Raw genomic sequence first — 15,691 nt, forward strand, 5'->3', positions numbered from 1 at the left:
TCTTTCAATTCTTCAATTCAGGCGAAACGGTCTGGTCCCTGCGGCTCAAGGCAGCTTTGACGCAGCCACGTGCTTGAGCAAGTCCACCACCGAGGCATCCATCACATCGGTGAACGGTTTGGGGTAAATGCCCATGTAGAGCACGGCCACAGCCAGCAGGCTGAGCATCAGGAATTCACGGGCATTGATGTCGACCAGGGCTTTGACGTTCTCATTGGTCACCGGGCCGAGGTAAACGCGCTTGAACATCCACAAGGTGTAAGCCGCGCCAAAGATCAGGGCCGAGGCGGCCAGCAAACCGATCCAGAAGTTGAACTTGACAGCGCCCAAAATGACCATCCACTCGCCCACAAAACCCGCGGTGCCAGGCAAACCAGCATTGGCCATGGCAAACAACAAGGCAAAAGCGGCAAACTTGGGCATGGTATTGACCACGCCGCCATAGCTGGCGATCTCACGCGAGTGCACCCGGTCGTACAAAACTCCGATGCACAGGAACATGGCGGCCGACACAAAGCCGTGCGCGATCATCTGCACAATGGCACCGGACACGCCCAACGGGTTAAAGATGAAAAAGCCCAAAGTCACAAAACCCATGTGCGCCACCGACGAATAAGCCACCAGCTTTTTCATGTCCTGCTGGACCATGGCGACCAAGCCCACATAGACCACGGCCACCAAGGACAGCACAATGATCAGCATGCCCCACTCACGGGCGGCATCGGGGGCGATCGGCATCGAGAAGCGCAAAAAGCCATAAGCGCCCAGCTTCAGCATGATGGCCGCCAGCACAGCCGAGCCACCTGTGGGGGCTTCAACGTGCACATCGGGCAACCAGGTGTGCACCGGCCACATCGGCACCTTGACAGCAAAAGCCGCAAAGAAGGCAAAGAACAACAAGGTCTGAACCGAGCTCGAAAGGGGCAACTTGTGCCAGGTCAGGATGTCGAAGCTACCCCCGGATGTGATGTACAGATAGATCAGGGCAATCAGCATCAACAGTGAGCCAAGCAAGGTGTACAAAAAGAACTTGAAAGCTGCATAAATCTTGTTCGGGCCACCCCAGATGCCGATGATCAGGTACATCGGGATCAAAGTGGCTTCAAAGAAGACATAGAACAAGATGCCGTCCAGCGCACTGAACACGCCGATCATCAAACCCGACAGGATCAAGAAGGCGGCCATGTACTGGTTGACCTTGCGGGTGATGACTTCCCAGCCCGCAATGACCACCACCACATTGATGAAGGCCGTCAGCGGCACCAGCCACAGCGAGATGCCGTCCACACCCAGGTGGTAGTGCACATTGAAGCGCTCAATCCAAGAGAATTTCTCAACAAACTGCATCTCTGAAGTGCCGGGCTGAAAGCCCGAAATAAGTGGCAGCGTGACCAGCAAACTGGCGATCGCACCGACCAGCGCCAGCCAGCGCACTGCGCCCGCTTGGCTGTCGCGACCGAAGGCCAGCAAGATGACGCCGAAGGCAATCGGCATCCAGATGGCAAGGCTTAACAATCCCATTTTTATCTCGTCCTCAAAACCGTTAAGCGAGCCAGACGAAATACGTCATCAGCACGAACACACCCAAAATCATGACCAGGGCGTAGTGGTACAGGAAACCCGACTGGAACCAGCGCACCACGCCAGAAACCAAGCCAACGAGTTTCCAAGAACCATTCACAAAGAAGCCGTCGATGATGGCGCGGTCGCCCACCTTCCACAAACCCTGACCCAAGCCGCGTGCGCCTTTGGCCAAGATGTTTTCGTTGATCCAATCCATGAAGTACTTGTTCTCAAGGATCACGATCAACGGACGCAGTGCGCGGGCGAAGAAAGCTGGCACCTTGGGGTTGACCAAGTACATGTACCAAGCGGTCACCACACCGGCCAAAGCGAGCCAGAACGGCGCCATGCTCAGGCCATGAATAGCCATGGCCACCGGGCCGTGGAACAACTCACCCAACTGCTGCATGGCAGGATGCTTGACGGCGTCGATGAAGATGACGTCCTTGAAGAAGTCGCCATACAGCATGGGACCAATCGTCATGTAGCCAATCAACACCGAGGGAATGGCCAGCAAGACCAGCGGCACTGTGACCACCCAAGGCGACTCGTGCGGCTTGTCATGGCCGTGGTCGTCATGACCGTGGTGGTCATCGTGGCCATGGTGCGCGTCAGGGTTCTGGTCGTAGCGCTCTGGGCCGTGGAAGACCAAGAAGTACATGCGGAACGAATAGAAAGCCGTGACAAACACGCCCGCCAACACCGCAAAATTGGCAAAGCCAGCTGCGGGCAAGGTGCTCAGGTGCACCGCTTCGATGATGCTGTCCTTGGAGTAAAAACCCGCGAACAAAGGCGTACCGATCAAGGCGAGCGAGCCAAGCAAGGAAGTGATCCAGGTGATGGGCATGTACTTGCGCAAGCCACCCATATAGCGGATGTCCTGGTTGTGGTGCATGCCCATGATGACCGAGCCAGCGCCTAAGAACAGCAGCGCTTTGAAGAACGCGTGCGTCATCAGGTGGAACACGGCCACCGAATAAGCCGATGCACCCAGGGCCACCGTCATGTAGCCGAGCTGTGACAAGGTGGAATAAGCCACCACGCGCTTGATGTCGTTTTGGATGATGCCCAAAAAACCCATGAACAGCGCGGTGATCGAGCCAATCACCATCATGAAGTTGAGCGCCGAATCGGACAGCTCGAACAAGGGGGACATGCGTGCCACCATGAAGATGCCGGCCGTCACCATGGTGGCGGCGTGGATCAAAGCTGAAATCGGCGTGGGGCCTTCCATAGAGTCGGGCAGCCAAACATGCAGCGGGAACTGGGCCGACTTGCCCATGGCGCCAATAAAGAGGCAAATGCAGATCACCGTGATCAGCATGGCGTCCATGCCAAAGATGTACCAAGGGAAATCGATGGCGGCCAACTCTTGAGCCTTGGCAAACAGTTCGGTGTAGTTGAGTGTGCCGGTGTAGGCCGCGATCAGGCCAATGCCGATGATGAAGCCAAAGTCACCCACACGGTTGACCAGGAAGGCCTTCATGTTGGCAAAGATGGCAGTCGGCTTGTTGTACCAAAAACCGATCAGCAAATAAGACACCAAGCCCACGGCCTCCCAGCCAAAGAACAACTGCAGCAGGTTGTTGCTCATGACGAGCATCAGCATGGAGAAGGTGAACAGCGAGATGTAGGCAAAGAAGCGGTTATAGCCTTCGTCTTCGTCCATGTAGCCAATGGTGTAGATGTGCACCATGAGTGACACAAAGGTCACGACGCACATCATCATGGCTGTGAGGCTGTCGACCATGAAGCCGATCTCCATCTTCAAGCCGCCGACCACCATCCATGTGTAGAGCGTTTCGTTGAAGCGGGCGCCGTCGATGACGCTGCTCAGTGTCATGGCCGACAAGATGAAGGACACCAGTACACCCAAAATGGTGAACGTGTGTGACAAACGGCGACCAATCCAGTTGCCACCGAATTGGGTTCCCAAAATGCCCGCCAAAAGCGAACCCGCCAAAGGCGCGAGGGGGACGGCCAACAGGGTGCTGGCGTTGAGGGTTTGACTCATGTTGCTTTAACCCTTGAGCGAATTGAGTTCGTCCACATTGATGTTGTTCTTGTTGCGGAACAGCAGCACCAAAATGGCCAGGCCGATGGCCGACTCAGCAGCCGCCACGGTCAAGATGAAAAACACAAAGACCTGGCCGTTCATGTCACCCAGGTAATGGGAAAAGGCCACAAAGTTCATGTTCACGGCCAGCAGCATCAACTCGATGGCCATGAGCAAGACGATCAGGTTCTTGCGGTTCAAGAAGATGCCGATCACGGACAACGCAAACAGCATTGCGCCGAGCGACAAAAAGTGTCCCAAGGTCAGTGTCATCATTTTTTTACCTCGGCATCTGCCGTTTCAGTGGGTGCCAGGGGTGCCGGGGCCGCTTGGGTCGGCGCCATCTTGACCAACTGCATGCGGTCGGCCGCACGCACTTTGACCTGAATGGACGCATCGATCGCTTTGCTGTCTTTGCGGGTGCGCAGGGTCAAGGCAATGGCCGCAATCATGGCCACCAACAAGATGGCCGCTGCGATTTGGATCGGCATCAGGTATTCGGTGTAAAGCAAGATGCCCAAGGCTTTGCCGTTGTCCACCGGCACCGCGCCAGGAGCCATGGCCGGTGCTTCAGACAAACGAAAACCTGCAAGCAACACAGCGGCCATCTCCAAAGCCACGATGGCGCCCAAGGTGGCGGCTAAGGGGAAGTTTCTCCAAAAACCTTGGCGCACGGCGTCGATGCTGATGTCCAGCATCATCACCACAAAAAGGAACAACACCATCACGGCGCCCAGATAAACCAAGACCAAAACAAAGGCCAAAAATTCGGCATTGAGCAGCAGCCAAACCGCCGAGGCTTGCGAAAAAGCCAACATGAGGTACAGCACAGCGTGCACAGGGTTGCGCGCAGTCACCACCCGGAAGGCTGCAAACAACAGCACCACCGAGAAGAGGTAGAAGAAACCGGTCTTGACGTCCATAGCGTGGTCTTTTTAAATGTTCAGGACTGTTCAGCGTTCAACGGTAAGGTGCATCAGCGGCCTTGGCGGCGGCGATCTCTTTTTCGTAACGGTCGCCCACGGCCAACAACATGTCTTTGGTGAAGTACAGGTCACCGCGTTTTTCACCGTGGTATTCCAGAATGTGGGTCTCAACGATTGAATCCACCGGGCAGCTTTCTTCGCAAAAGCCACAGAAGATGCACTTCGTCAAATCGATGTCGTAGCGTGTGGTGCGGCGCGAGCCGTCTTCGCGCTGACCGGCTTCGATGGTGATGGCCATCGCAGGGCAAACAGCTTCACACAACTTGCAGGCGATGCACCGCTCTTCACCGTTGTCATACCGGCGCAGAGCGTGCAAACCACGGAAACGCGGCGACAGCGGCGTTTTCTCTTCCGGAAACTGCACCGTGACCTTGCGCGCAAACGCGTAACGCCCCGTCAGGGCCATGCCCTTGAGCAACTCCACAAGCATGAAGCTCTTGAAGAAGTCTTTGATCGAAAAAGAGGAAGCAGTCATTGTTGTCATGTTCGTGAACCGCTCAAAGCCAGATGTTCCAAGGCGAGTGCAACCATGCACCCACGATCAGCAGCCACACCAATGTGACGGGGATGAAGATCTTCCAACCCAAGCGCATGATCTGGTCATAGCGAAAGCGTGGGAAAGTGGCGCGAATCCAGATGAACATGGAGACCACCAAGAATGTCTTGAGGCCCAGCCAAATCCAGCCCGGAACCATGTTGAACAGGGCGTGGTCAATGGGCGACAACCAGCCACCCAAGAACATGATCACAGCCAAGATGGACACCAACCACATGCTGGCGTATTCGGCCAAGAAGAAAATGGCAAAGCCCATGCCGGAGTATTCGACCATGTGACCGGCCACGATTTCGGCCTCGCCCTCGACCACGTCAAACGGGTGGCGGTTGGTTTCAGCGACGCCCGAGATCAGGTAGACAATGAAAATGGGCAACAGCGGCAACCAGTTCCAGGAGAAGATGCCCAGACCCATGTCGGCCGCAGCGCCCTTGCCTTGCGCCATGACAATCTCGGTCAGGTTCATGCTGCCGGACACCATCAAGACCACCAAGAAGCAAAAGCCCATGGCGATTTCGTAGCTGACCATTTGGGCTGAAGCACGCAGCGCACCCAAAAAGGCGTACTTGGAATTGGACGCCCAGCCCGCGATGATCACACCGTACACCTCAATGGAGGTGATCGCCATGACCAGCAACAAACCAGCGTTGACGTTGGCCAAGGCTTGGTCAGGACCAAAAGGAATCACCACCCAAGCGGCCAAGGCCGGCATGATGGCCATGATCGGGCCCAAGCGAAACAAGCCCATGCTGGCTGCTGTGGGGTTGATCAATTCTTTGGTCAACAGCTTGATCGCATCGGCGATCGGTTGCAGCAAACCCATCGGCCCCACGCGGTTCGGACCATGGCGCACTTGCATGAAGCCCAAGAGCTTGCGTTCCCGCAAAGTCAGGTAAGCGACCGCACCCATCAGCGGTGCCAAGATGGCGACGATCTTGATCAAGATCCACAGCACTGGCCAGACCAAGGTGGCCCACCAGCTGGCGGCGATCAGGTTCAGGCCGCCGTTGTACAGCGCGTCAATCATGCGGTCACCTCCTGACGGGCGTCTGCGGTCAATTGCAAAGACGGTGCGCGGCGAACAATGCCGTCGAGTTGGTAAATGGAGGCGCTCACAGGTGCCGTGACCGTTGCGGTCAAGGTGATCGCTGCGCGCGTGGCGTTCGAGGCGGCCATCGGTTGTACCGTGGCCCGGGCCAACACGTCTTGCGAGGTTTCAAAAGAAACGCCCGGAATATCCAGTAAATTGGCCAGCACACGCAGCACTTTCCATGCGGGACGGGTTTCAGCCAAGGGCTTGACCACCGCATGGAAGCTTTGCAAGCGACCTTCGGCGTTGACAAAGCTGCCCGATGTTTCGGTGAACGGTGCGATGGGCAACAACACATCGCTGAAAGCCATATTGGCCTTGAACGGGCTGAGCGTGACCACCATCTCGGCCTGACCCAGGGCATGAGCAGCGGCGGCACCAGCGGCGCTGTCGAACTCGGGTTCGGTGTTCAAGAGCAAAGCGGCTTTGAGGCCACCGGCCAACATCTGGCCCGCGTGCTTGCCACCGGTTTGCGGCTGAGCACCCACCCATTGCGCACCCACGGTGTTGGCCGCTTCGGTCAGGTAACCGACGGTCGCACCGGTTTGCTCGGCGATCCAGTTGGCCAGGGCCAAGAGGCTTGACGCATTCGAAGCGTGCGCTGCAGCGTTGCCCAGCAACACGGCTTTGCGCTCGCCGCCGAGCAGGGACTTGGCGATGGCTTGTGCTTGAGCAGTTGGGTTGCCAGCAGCTGGAGCACTCACGCCCTTTTCGGCCGCGATGGCAGCGGCTACATCGGCCAAGGCCTGCGCCCAGCCCGAAGCGTCGGACAACACGGCCTGCGCCACGGGCATGGCCCAAGCATCGGCGTGGCTGAATGAAGCTGCTGTTGTGATGACATTCATCTGTGCGCCGTGGCGCACAGCGTGACGCAAGCGCAATGCAAACAGCGGGTGGTCTTTGCGCAGGTTGGAACCCACGACCAGCACGCGCTGCAATGTGCTCAGGGATGCAATCGATGTGCCCAAAGTGCGCACGCCTTCGGCTGCGGCAAATTCGCCATGGCGCAGGCGGTGGTCGATGTTGTCCGAACCCAGGCCGCGCACCAAGGCGCCAGCCAGGTACAACTCTTCCACGGTACTGTGCGGGCTGACCAAGGCGCCAATGCTGTTGGCACCGTGGTCGCGCTGGATGTTGCGCAGACCATTGGCCACGTATTCGAGGGCGGTTTGCCAGTCGACTTCTTTCCATTCACCGCCCTGCTTGAGCATAGGGCGTGTCAAGCGGTCGGGACCATTGAGGGCTTCGTACGAGAAGCGTTCACGGTCTGCAATCCAGCACTCATTGACGTCTTCGTTTTCCAAGGGCACGACGCGCATGACCTGGTTGTTTTTGACCTGCACGATCAAGTTGGCACCCGACGAATCGTGCGCAGCCACCGACTTGCGGCGTGACAGTTCCCAAGTGCGGGCGTGGTAGCGGAAAGGCTTGCTGGTCAGGGCGCCCACGGGGCAGATGTCGATCATGTTGCCCGAGAGTTCAGAATCGATGGTCTGGCCCAAGAAGGTTTCGATCTCAGCGTGCTCACCGCGGTGAGACATGCCCAGCTCCATGGCGCCTGCAACTTCTTGGCCAAAGCGCACGCAACGTGTGCAGTGGATGCAGCGGCTCATCTCTTCCATCGAAATCAGCGGACCAACTTCCTTGTGGAAGACCACGCGTTTTTCCTCTTCATAACGCGAGGTGCTGCCGCCGTAACCCACGGCCAAGTCTTGCAACTGGCACTCACCGCCTTGGTCGCAAATGGGGCAATCGAGCGGGTGGTTGATGAGCAAGAACTCCATGACCGACTTTTGGGCTGCAATCGCCTTGTCGCTCTTGGTACGCACGATCATGCCTTGCGTCACGGGAGTGGCGCAAGCAGGCATGGGCTTGGGGGCCTTTTCGACCTCGACCAAGCACATGCGGCAGTTGGCCGCAATCGAGAGTTTCTTGTGGTAGCAGAAATGGGGAATGTAGGTGCCGGCTTTTTCAGCGGCATGCATGACCATGCTGCCTTCGGCAACTTCCACTTTCTGACCGTCGAGTTCTATTTCAACCATGGGTCTTCACCGCTGTTGCATCGGCTTCAACCATGGAGGTCTTGTGCTCGATGAGGTGTACAAATTCGTGACGGAAATGTTTGAGCATGCCGCGCACTGGCATGGCCGCGGCGTCGCCCAAGGCGCAAATCGTGCGGCCCATGATGTTGCCGGCCACGCTGTCGAGCATGTCGATATCGCTGGCGCGACCTTGGCCGTGTTCAATGCGGTCCACCATGCGCCAGAGCCAGCCTGTGCCTTCGCGGCAAGGCGTGCACTGGCCACAAGACTCGTGCGAGTAAAAGTAGGACAAACGCGCCAAGGCCTTGACCATGCAACGCGTGTCGTCCATGACGATCACCGCACCCGAACCCAACATCGAGCCGCCTTCTTTGGCGATGCTGTCGTAGTCCATGGTCAGTTTCATCATCAACTCGGCAGGCACGACGGGCGAAGAAGATCCGCCAGGGATCACCGCCTTGAGTTGGCGACCACCGCGCACACCACCAGCCAATTCGAGCAGCTTGGCAAAGGGTGTGCCCATGGGCACTTCGTAGTTGCCGGGGCGCTCCACGTCACCGCTGACCGAGAAGATCTTGGTGCCGCCGTTGTTGGGCTTGCCGCACTCCAGATAGGCCTGACCACCGTTGCGGATGATCCAGGGCACGGCAGCGAAGGTCTCGGTGTTGTTGATGGTGGTGGGCTTGCCGTACAGGCCAAAGCTGGCCGGGAACGGCGGCTTGAAACGGGGCTGGCCTTTTTTGCCTTCGAGGGACTCGAGCAAGGCGGTTTCTTCACCGCAAATGTAAGCGCCAAAACCGTGCGAGGCATGCAACTGGAAGCTGAACGTACTGCCCAAGATGTTGTCACCCAAGTAGCCTGCTGCACGGGCTTCTTCGAGGGCAGCTTCAAAACGCTCGTAGGTGTGGAAAATTTCGCCATGGATGTAGTTGTAACCCACGCTGATGCCCATGGCATAAGCGGCGATGATCATGCCTTCGATCACCGTATGCGGGTTGTACTCCATGATGTCACGGTCTTTGCACGTGCCCGGCTCGCCTTCGTCCGAGTTGCACACCAAATACTTTTGACCCGGGAACTGGCGGGGCATGAAGCTCCACTTCAGGCCAGTGGGGAAACCCGCACCGCCGCGACCGCGCAGGCCGGACTCTTTGACGGTAGCGATCACCTGGTCTTGCGTGAGGCCTTCGCCGCCGTCTTTGCCCAGAATCTTGCGCAAGGCCGCATAGCCGCCACGCGCTTCGTAATCTTGGATGCCCCAGTTCTGACCATTCAGACCTGCATAAATTTGCGGGTTGATGTGGCGGTCATGGAAACAGCTTTCCACACCCGTGGCTTGGAACTGGCTCAGGATTTGTTCGACGTTCATCAGGCGGCCTCGGCTTTCTTCAGGCTGTCAACAAGTTGGTCGAGTTTTTCGTGGCTCATGAAACTGCACATGTGGCGGTCATTGACCAACAGCACGGGGGCATCGGCGCAAGCGCCTTGGCACTCGCTGGGCTGCAAAGTGAACAGGCCATCGGCTGAAGTCCCGCCCACCTGAACGCCCAACTTGTGCTCCAGATGGGCCAGTGCTTCTGCACCGCCACGCAACTGGCAAGGCAGATTGGTGCAAACGTTCAACTTGAACTTACCCACCGGCTTTTGGTTGTACATGTTGTAGAAGGTGGTGACTTCGTGCACAGCCATCACTGGCATGCCCAACACCTCGGCCACGACTTGCTCACTGTCGGGGCTCACCCAGCCTTGTTCTTGCTGAACGATCGACAGACAAGCCATGACGGCCGACTGCTTTTGGTCTGCAGGGAACTTGGCGACTTCACGCGCGAAGCGTGCTCTGGTGGAATCAGAGATCATCGGTCAATCTCTCCAAAAACAATGTCCATGGTCCCGATGATCGCGACCGCGTCGGCCAGCATGTGGCCACGGGCCATTTCATCGAGGGTGGCCAAATGGGCAAAGCCCGGGGCACGAATTTTGAGGCGGTATGGCTTGTTGGCGCCATCACTCACCATGTAAATGCCGAACTCACCCTTGGGGTGCTCAACAGCGGCGTAGGCCTCGCCTTCGGGGACATGAAAACCCTCTGTGAAGAGCTTGAAATGGTGGATCAAGTCTTCCATGTTGGACTTCATGCCTTCGCGCGAAGGCGGCGCAATTTTGTGGTTGTCGGTGATGACGGGGCCAGGGTTGGCACGCAACCATTTGACGCATTGCGCGATGATGCGGTTGGACTCACGCATCTCCTGCACACGCACCAGATAACGGTCGTAACTGTCACCGGTCTTGCCCACGGGCACGTCGAATTCGACTTGGTCGTAGGCGTCGTAAGGCTGCTTTTTGCGCAAGTCCCAGGCCACACCGGAGCCACGCAACATGGGGCCGGTCATGCCCAAATTGAGGGCACGCTCTGGCGACACCACACCCACACCCACCGTGCGCTGTTTCCAGATGCGGTTGTCGGTGAGCAAGGTTTCGTACTCGTCAATGCACTTGGGGAAGCGTTGCGTGAAATCATCGATGAAATCCAACATCGAACCTTGACGATTCTTGTTGAGTTGCTCAATCGCCTTGGCGTTTTTGATCTTGCTGAGCTTGTACTGCGGCATGCTGTCAGGCAAGTCGCGGTAGACGCCACCGGGACGGAAATAGCCCGCATGCATGCGGGCACCCGAGACGGCCTCATACAAATCGAACAAGTCTTCGCGTTCGCGGAAGGTGTAGATCAAGACCGTGGAACTGCCGCAATCATTGCCGTGGGAGCCGAGCCACATGAGGTGGTTCAGGATGCGGGTGATTTCGGCAAACATCACGCGGATGTATTGGGCGCGCTTGGGCACTTCAAGGCCCAGCATCTTTTCGATCGCCAAGCAGTAAGCGTGCTCATTGCACATCATGGACACGTAGTCCAGTCGGTCCATGTAAGGCAAGGACTGAATGTAGGTTTTGCTTTCGGCCAACTTTTCAGTGGCGCGATGCAACAAGCCGATGTGCGGGTCGGCCCGTTGCACGACCTCGCCATCCAACTCCAGCACCAGTCGCAGCACACCGTGCGCGGCCGGGTGCTGGGGACCGAAGTTCAGGGTGTAATTCTTGATTTCGGCCATGTCAGTTCAGGCCTCCGTAGTTGTCTTCGCGGATGATGCGCGGTGTGATTTCACGCGGCTCAATGCTCACGGGTTCATAAATCACGCGCTGGCGCTCAGCGTCATACCGCATCTCGACGTGGCCCGACAGCGGGAAGTCTTTGCGGAACGGATGGCCAATGAAGCCATAGTCGGTCAGGATGCGTCGCAGGTCGTTGTGACCCTCAAACACGATACCGTAGAGGTCGAAGGCTTCGCGCTCGTACCAGTTGGCCGAATTCCACAAGGCATTGACCGAGTCCACCAAGGGCAAATCGTCGTCGGGGCACAGCACCTTGACCCGCACGCGCTGGTTGAGGCTCACGGACAGCAAATGCACCGTGACACCAAAACGCGGGCCATCGGTGCCTACTTCGCGGTAGGCCGAGTAATCCACACCCGCCAAATCGATCAGTTGCTCAAACTGGCAACCCGGCGCATCACGCAGGCTGGTCATCACATCCAAGTACTGGGCCGCACCCACATGCACCGTCACCTCACCCAAAGCCAAGCTGATGCTGTGGGCCTTGTCACCCAGAGCGGTGGTCAGGGTGTCACGCAAGTCTTCGGGGCGAATGGCGAAAGAAGTCATCGTCATTCCCTTCAGGCACGCGCAATGGTGTGTGTGCGGCGAATTTTTTGCTGCAACTGCATGATGCCGTAGATCAAGGCTTCGGCGGTGGGGGGGCACCCCGGCACATAAACATCGACCGGCACAATCCGGTCACATCCACGCACCACCGAGTAGCTGTAGTGGTAATAGCCACCACCATTGGCGCATGAGCCCATAGAGATGACCCAACGCGGCTCGGACATCTGGTCGTACACCTTGCGCAGCGCAGGTGCCATTTTGTTGCACAGCGTGCCGGCCACGATCATCAAGTCGGCTTGGCGAGGACTGGCGCGGAACACCTCGGCACCAAAACGACCCAAGTCGTAACGGGCAGCGGCCGCATGCATCATCTCCACCGCGCAGCAGGCCAAACCAAAGGTCATGGGCCAAAGCGAACCGGTTTTGGCCCAGTTCACCACCGAGTCATAACTCGTGGTGACAAAGCCCTCCTTCATCACGCCTTCAATCATTTTGAATCCTCAAACAGGCTGTTTGGTGTGCACTATCAACGGTCATTCCCAATCCAGGGCGCCTTTTTTCCACTCGTAGATGAAACCTACAACCAGAATATTTAAAAAGACAACCGCCCCAATGAAACCAGCCATGCCCACCTCTTTGAGCGCCAGCGCCCAAGGAAACAGGAATGCGATTTCGAGATCGAACAAGATGAAAAGAATGGCGACCAGGTAATAGCGGACGTCGAATTTCATTCGAGCATCTTCAAAAGCCTCAAATCCGCACTCATAAGGGGAATTTTTTTCCGCATCAGGTCGGTTGGGGCCAAGAACGTAGCCCAAAACCTGGGGAATGATGCCGACAGCAATGCCGACCAAAATGAACAAGAGAATCGGAAGGTACTGTTCGAGGTTCATTTCGAGACTGCCGGTTAATGACCGAATGAGGTACCCAAGCCTTGAGCCCGAGCGCTTCTGTTTGTCTGGTGCCGTCGGCGAGACTCGAACTCGCACAGCTTTCGCCACTACCCCCTCAAGATAGCGTGTCTACCAATTTCACCACGACGGCTGGATACACAAGATCGGTTTGCATGAGGTGCACCTTGAGTGCTTGTTGCTCACCGAACAGACTCTGATTTTACTCTGAAAAAAGTCCCGTTTCCTTCAATAAAGCTGCAATTTTGTGCAGAGCAGCAAAGCCCATCTCAGTACGACTGTGTGGGCTCATTTCGCAGGAATTGCAGGGGGCACACTCTTGTCAGCAGCAGGTGCAGGCGTGTTGCCAGGGATCTGTGCAGCAGGGCTGGCGTCAACCGGCGCAGCAGGCGTGTTGACCGTGGCACCTTCGAGGACGCTGCCGGACGATGTGGGCGTCAGATTGCCGAAGTAGGCCAAGGACAAGGTGCATGCAAAGAAAACAAAAGCCAACACTGCCGTTGTCCTGGACATGAAGTTGGCACCACCCGTGGCACCAAACAAACTGCCTGAACCACTGCTTCCAAAAGCTGCACCCATGTCAGCGCCTTTGCCATGCTGGATCAGGATCAACCCAATCATGGCCAAGGCCGACAACATTTGAACCACCAAAATCAAAGTCAACATCACGCTCATCAGAGTTCTCCGAAAAATCTAGAAAAAGTCATTGAAAGCTCATCTCGAAGCGGCTTTCAGCAAGGATAAAAAATCTGGTGCCTTGAGAGATGCACCACCGATCAAACCACCGTCGATATCGGGCTGGGCCAACAAGTCGGTCGCATTGTGGGCCGTCATGCTCCCGCCATACAAAAGCGCAACGCGATCGGCATGCGATGTCGCTGCCGACAATTGGGTTCGCATAACAGCGTGCACTTGCTGGGCCTGCTCGGGGGAAGCCGTCAGGCCTGTGCCAATCGCCCAAACGGGCTCATAAGCCACCACAATTTCACTGATGCAGTGGCCATTGGCTTGGATCACTGCCGCCAGTTGACGCTTGACCACCGCCTCGGTCTGACCGGCATCACGTTCGGCCAAACTTTCGCCGACACACACAATGGGCGTGATGCCAGCTGCCAGTGCGCGTTGCACTTTGAACGCCACCAAGGCGTCCGTCTCGGCATGAAAGAGGCGACGCTCAGAATGGCCCACGATGGCATAACGCACTGAAAAGTCACGCAGCATCTGGGCAGACACCTCCCCAGTGTAGGCACCTGCATCGTGAGCGGAAAGATCTTGCGCACCCAGTTCAACCGGTGAGGCGGACAACAAGGCCTGCATTTGAGCCAGGTAAACCGCCGGCACACACAAGGCCGCGCGGCATACAAGTCCTGAGATCTCAGCCTTCAGCCCAGCGACAAAAGCTGCATTGGCTGACAAATCGCCATGCATCTTCCAGTTGCCGACCATCAATTTGGGAGACTTGCTCATCACCAGGTCACCACCAATTTACCGATGTGCTGATTGCTCTCCATCAGGGCATGGGCTTGGGCCGCGCCAGAGGGCAAACCATGCGCCACATCCATGGCACCAAACACGCTGTGAATCACCGGCTTGATGCGACCTGACTCGATCCAGGGCCAGACGGTTTGACGCAAAGACTGGGCAATCGCGGCCTTGAATGCCACAGGACGAGGCCGCAGCGTGGAGCCTGTGACGGTCAAACGGCGACGCAGCACCATGCCGGCATTGAACTCGCTATGGATGCCACCTTGCACCGCGATGATGACCAATCGGCCATCTTCGGCCAAGGCCTCGACTTCACGCGCCACATAGTCGCCTGCGACCATGTCCAAAATCACATCCACACCCAGGCCTCCAGTGATGCGCTTGACCTCGGCCAGGAAATCGGTGGTTTTGTAGTTGATGGCGTGGTCAGCCCCCAAGACCAAGCAAGCTTGGCATTTTTCGTCAGAACCGGCCGTGACGATCACCTTGGCACCGGCCGCTTTGGCCATCTGGATGGCTGTGACGCCAATACCACTGGTCCCACCCTGAATCAAAAGGGTCTCACCCGCTTGCAAACGACCACGGTCAAACACATTGCTCCACACGGTGAAGAAGGTCTCGGGCAGCGAAGCGGCTTCGGTGTCCGTCAGGCCTTTGGGCACGGGCAAACACTGGACCACTGGGGCCACGCACAGCTGCGCATAACCACCACCGGCCACTAAAGCGCAAACGCGGTCGCCCACAGCCAAACCCGCTTCGGCCATGGCCGCCGCATCGCCAGACACCACCACACCCGCGACCTCCAGGCCGGGAATGTCCGAAGCACCCGGTGGCACAGGATAGTTGCCGGTGCGTTGCAGCACATCGGGGCGGTTGATGCCGCTGGCAGAGACGCGAATGAGCAACTCCCCCGCCCCGGCCACCGGGTCGGGACGGGAGCCGGGCACCAGCACCCCGGGGGCGCCGAAGCTTTGGATTTCAATGACGTTCATGGTGAATCAACGCGGTTTCGGGAAGCCATTGAGCACCCGAAACCAAAGCGCCATTTAGGCCTGTGCAGGACGGTCCAACAAAGCCTTCATCGACAACTTGATGCGGCCTTTTTCATCGGTTTCCATGACCTTGACCTTGACGATCTGGCCTTCGCTGAGGTAGTCGGTGACCTTCTCAACGCGCTCGTGGGCAATCTGGCTGATGTGCAGCAGACCATCTTTGCCGGGCAACAGGTTGATCAGCGCACCGAAATCCAGAATCTTGGTGACCGGGCCTTCATAGACCTTGCCGATTT

At 57.4% G+C, this 15,691-nt stretch carries 17 protein-coding genes and 1 tRNA gene; all 18 read right to left on the reverse strand.

Annotation, left to right across the window (positions count from 1 at the left end):
• Window positions 1–45: 45 nt before the first annotated feature.
• On the reverse strand, window positions 46–1,521 hold the full coding sequence (locus ABWQ00_RS12785; RefSeq protein WP_353239062.1) for an NADH-quinone oxidoreductase subunit M: 1,476 nt from the start codon (window positions 1,519–1,521) through the stop codon (window positions 46–48).
• Window positions 1,522–1,543: 22 nt separating this feature from the next.
• Window positions 1,544–3,577, reverse strand: a complete 2,034-nt coding sequence (nuoL, locus tag ABWQ00_RS12790; RefSeq protein WP_353239063.1) for an NADH-quinone oxidoreductase subunit L — start codon at window positions 3,575–3,577, stop codon at window positions 1,544–1,546.
• Window positions 3,578–3,583: 6 nt separating this feature from the next.
• Complete coding sequence (gene nuoK / locus ABWQ00_RS12795) at window positions 3,584–3,892, reverse strand: NADH-quinone oxidoreductase subunit NuoK (protein ID WP_353239078.1); 309 nt, start codon at window positions 3,890–3,892, stop codon at window positions 3,584–3,586.
• Window positions 3,892–4,542: an NADH-quinone oxidoreductase subunit J gene (locus ABWQ00_RS12800; protein ID WP_353239064.1), complete on the reverse strand. Its 651-nt coding sequence runs from the start codon at window positions 4,540–4,542 to the stop codon at window positions 3,892–3,894. Before ABWQ00_RS12800 ends, nuoK begins: the two co-directional genes overlap by 1 nt.
• Before the next feature lie 37 nt (window positions 4,543–4,579).
• A complete protein-coding gene (gene nuoI, locus ABWQ00_RS12805) occupies window positions 4,580–5,080 on the reverse strand; it encodes an NADH-quinone oxidoreductase subunit NuoI (RefSeq protein WP_409750183.1) in 501 nt (166 codons plus the stop codon).
• Window positions 5,081–5,102: 22 nt separating this feature from the next.
• Window positions 5,103–6,185, reverse strand: a complete 1,083-nt coding sequence (gene nuoH / locus ABWQ00_RS12810) for an NADH-quinone oxidoreductase subunit NuoH (RefSeq protein WP_353239066.1) — start codon at window positions 6,183–6,185, stop codon at window positions 5,103–5,105.
• Window positions 6,182–8,290, reverse strand: coding sequence for an NADH-quinone oxidoreductase subunit NuoG (gene nuoG, locus ABWQ00_RS12815; protein ID WP_353239067.1), 2,109 nt, complete (start codon window positions 8,288–8,290; stop codon window positions 6,182–6,184). The genes nuoH and nuoG overlap by 4 nt, the downstream gene beginning before the upstream one ends.
• Window positions 8,283–9,659 (reverse strand): NADH-quinone oxidoreductase subunit NuoF, encoded by a 1,377-nt coding sequence (nuoF, locus tag ABWQ00_RS12820; RefSeq protein ID WP_353239068.1) that lies wholly within the window; start codon window positions 9,657–9,659, stop codon window positions 8,283–8,285. The genes nuoG and nuoF overlap by 8 nt, the downstream gene beginning before the upstream one ends.
• Window positions 9,659–10,147 carry an NADH-quinone oxidoreductase subunit NuoE gene (nuoE, locus tag ABWQ00_RS12825; RefSeq protein ID WP_353239069.1) on the reverse strand — a complete coding sequence of 163 codons (489 nt, stop codon included), beginning with the start codon at window positions 10,145–10,147 and terminating at the stop codon, window positions 9,659–9,661. Before nuoE ends, nuoF begins: the two co-directional genes overlap by 1 nt.
• Window positions 10,144–11,397: an NADH-quinone oxidoreductase subunit D gene (locus ABWQ00_RS12830; protein ID WP_353239070.1), complete on the reverse strand. Its 1,254-nt coding sequence runs from the start codon at window positions 11,395–11,397 to the stop codon at window positions 10,144–10,146. The genes nuoE and ABWQ00_RS12830 overlap by 4 nt, the downstream gene beginning before the upstream one ends.
• A 1-nt stretch (window position 11,398) precedes the next feature.
• Complete coding sequence (locus ABWQ00_RS12835; protein WP_353239071.1) at window positions 11,399–12,007, reverse strand: NADH-quinone oxidoreductase subunit C; 609 nt, start codon at window positions 12,005–12,007, stop codon at window positions 11,399–11,401.
• An 11-nt stretch (window positions 12,008–12,018) separates the two neighbouring features.
• Complete coding sequence (locus ABWQ00_RS12840; protein WP_019428187.1) at window positions 12,019–12,498, reverse strand: NuoB/complex I 20 kDa subunit family protein; 480 nt, start codon at window positions 12,496–12,498, stop codon at window positions 12,019–12,021.
• A gap of 42 nt (window positions 12,499–12,540) precedes the next feature.
• Window positions 12,541–12,900, reverse strand: a complete 360-nt coding sequence (locus ABWQ00_RS12845; RefSeq protein WP_353239072.1) for an NADH-quinone oxidoreductase subunit A — start codon at window positions 12,898–12,900, stop codon at window positions 12,541–12,543.
• Window positions 12,901–12,966: 66 nt separating this feature from the next.
• Window positions 12,967–13,051: transfer RNA gene (locus tag ABWQ00_RS12850), tRNA-Leu, on the reverse strand.
• 155 nt (window positions 13,052–13,206) lie between these two features.
• A complete protein-coding gene (gene secG / locus ABWQ00_RS12855; protein WP_353239073.1) occupies window positions 13,207–13,593 on the reverse strand; it encodes a preprotein translocase subunit SecG in 387 nt (128 codons plus the stop codon).
• A 39-nt stretch (window positions 13,594–13,632) separates the two neighbouring features.
• The gene (tpiA, locus tag ABWQ00_RS12860; RefSeq protein WP_353239074.1) at window positions 13,633–14,385 is read right to left on the reverse strand and encodes a triose-phosphate isomerase; all 753 of its coding nucleotides are present in this window, start codon (window positions 14,383–14,385) and stop codon (window positions 13,633–13,635) included.
• Window positions 14,385–15,395: an NAD(P)H-quinone oxidoreductase gene (locus ABWQ00_RS12865; protein WP_353239075.1), complete on the reverse strand. Its 1,011-nt coding sequence runs from the start codon at window positions 15,393–15,395 to the stop codon at window positions 14,385–14,387. Before ABWQ00_RS12865 ends, tpiA begins: the two co-directional genes overlap by 1 nt.
• A 54-nt stretch (window positions 15,396–15,449) precedes the next feature.
• A partial coding sequence (locus tag ABWQ00_RS12870) for a S1 RNA-binding domain-containing protein (protein WP_353239076.1) occupies window positions 15,450–15,691 on the reverse strand: 242 nt, incomplete at its 5' end.

Origin of the sequence: Limnohabitans sp. (assembly GCF_040400975.1) — a bacterium.
Taxonomy (GTDB): Bacteria; Pseudomonadota; Gammaproteobacteria; order Burkholderiales; family Burkholderiaceae_C; genus Limnohabitans_A.

Coding starts and splice junctions, on each gene's coding strand:
- ABWQ00_RS12785 (WP_353239062.1), bottom strand. CDS start 1,521: ATGGGATTGTTAAGCCTTGCCATCTGGATGCCGATTGCCTTCGGCGTC.
- nuoL (WP_353239063.1), bottom strand. CDS start 3,577: ATGAGTCAAACCCTCAACGCCAGCACCCTGTTGGCCGTCCCCCTCGCG.
- nuoK (WP_353239078.1), bottom strand. CDS start 3,892: ATGACACTGACCTTGGGACACTTTTTGTCGCTCGGCGCAATGCTGTTT.
- ABWQ00_RS12800 (WP_353239064.1), bottom strand. CDS start 4,542: ATGGACGTCAAGACCGGTTTCTTCTACCTCTTCTCGGTGGTGCTGTTG.
- nuoI (WP_409750183.1), bottom strand. CDS start 5,080: ATGACTGCTTCCTCTTTTTCGATCAAAGACTTCTTCAAGAGCTTCATG.
- nuoH (WP_353239066.1), bottom strand. CDS start 6,185: ATGATTGACGCGCTGTACAACGGCGGCCTGAACCTGATCGCCGCCAGC.
- nuoG (WP_353239067.1), bottom strand. CDS start 8,290: ATGGTTGAAATAGAACTCGACGGTCAGAAAGTGGAAGTTGCCGAAGGC.
- nuoF (WP_353239068.1), bottom strand. CDS start 9,659: ATGAACGTCGAACAAATCCTGAGCCAGTTCCAAGCCACGGGTGTGGAA.
- nuoE (WP_353239069.1), bottom strand. CDS start 10,147: ATGATCTCTGATTCCACCAGAGCACGCTTCGCGCGTGAAGTCGCCAAG.
- ABWQ00_RS12830 (WP_353239070.1), bottom strand. CDS start 11,397: ATGGCCGAAATCAAGAATTACACCCTGAACTTCGGTCCCCAGCACCCG.
- ABWQ00_RS12835 (WP_353239071.1), bottom strand. CDS start 12,007: ATGACTTCTTTCGCCATTCGCCCCGAAGACTTGCGTGACACCCTGACC.
- ABWQ00_RS12840 (WP_019428187.1), bottom strand. CDS start 12,498: ATGATTGAAGGCGTGATGAAGGAGGGCTTTGTCACCACGAGTTATGAC.
- ABWQ00_RS12845 (WP_353239072.1), bottom strand. CDS start 12,900: ATGAACCTCGAACAGTACCTTCCGATTCTCTTGTTCATTTTGGTCGGC.
- secG (WP_353239073.1), bottom strand. CDS start 13,593: ATGAGCGTGATGTTGACTTTGATTTTGGTGGTTCAAATGTTGTCGGCC.
- tpiA (WP_353239074.1), bottom strand. CDS start 14,385: ATGAGCAAGTCTCCCAAATTGATGGTCGGCAACTGGAAGATGCATGGC.
- ABWQ00_RS12865 (WP_353239075.1), bottom strand. CDS start 15,395: ATGAACGTCATTGAAATCCAAAGCTTCGGCGCCCCCGGGGTGCTGGTG.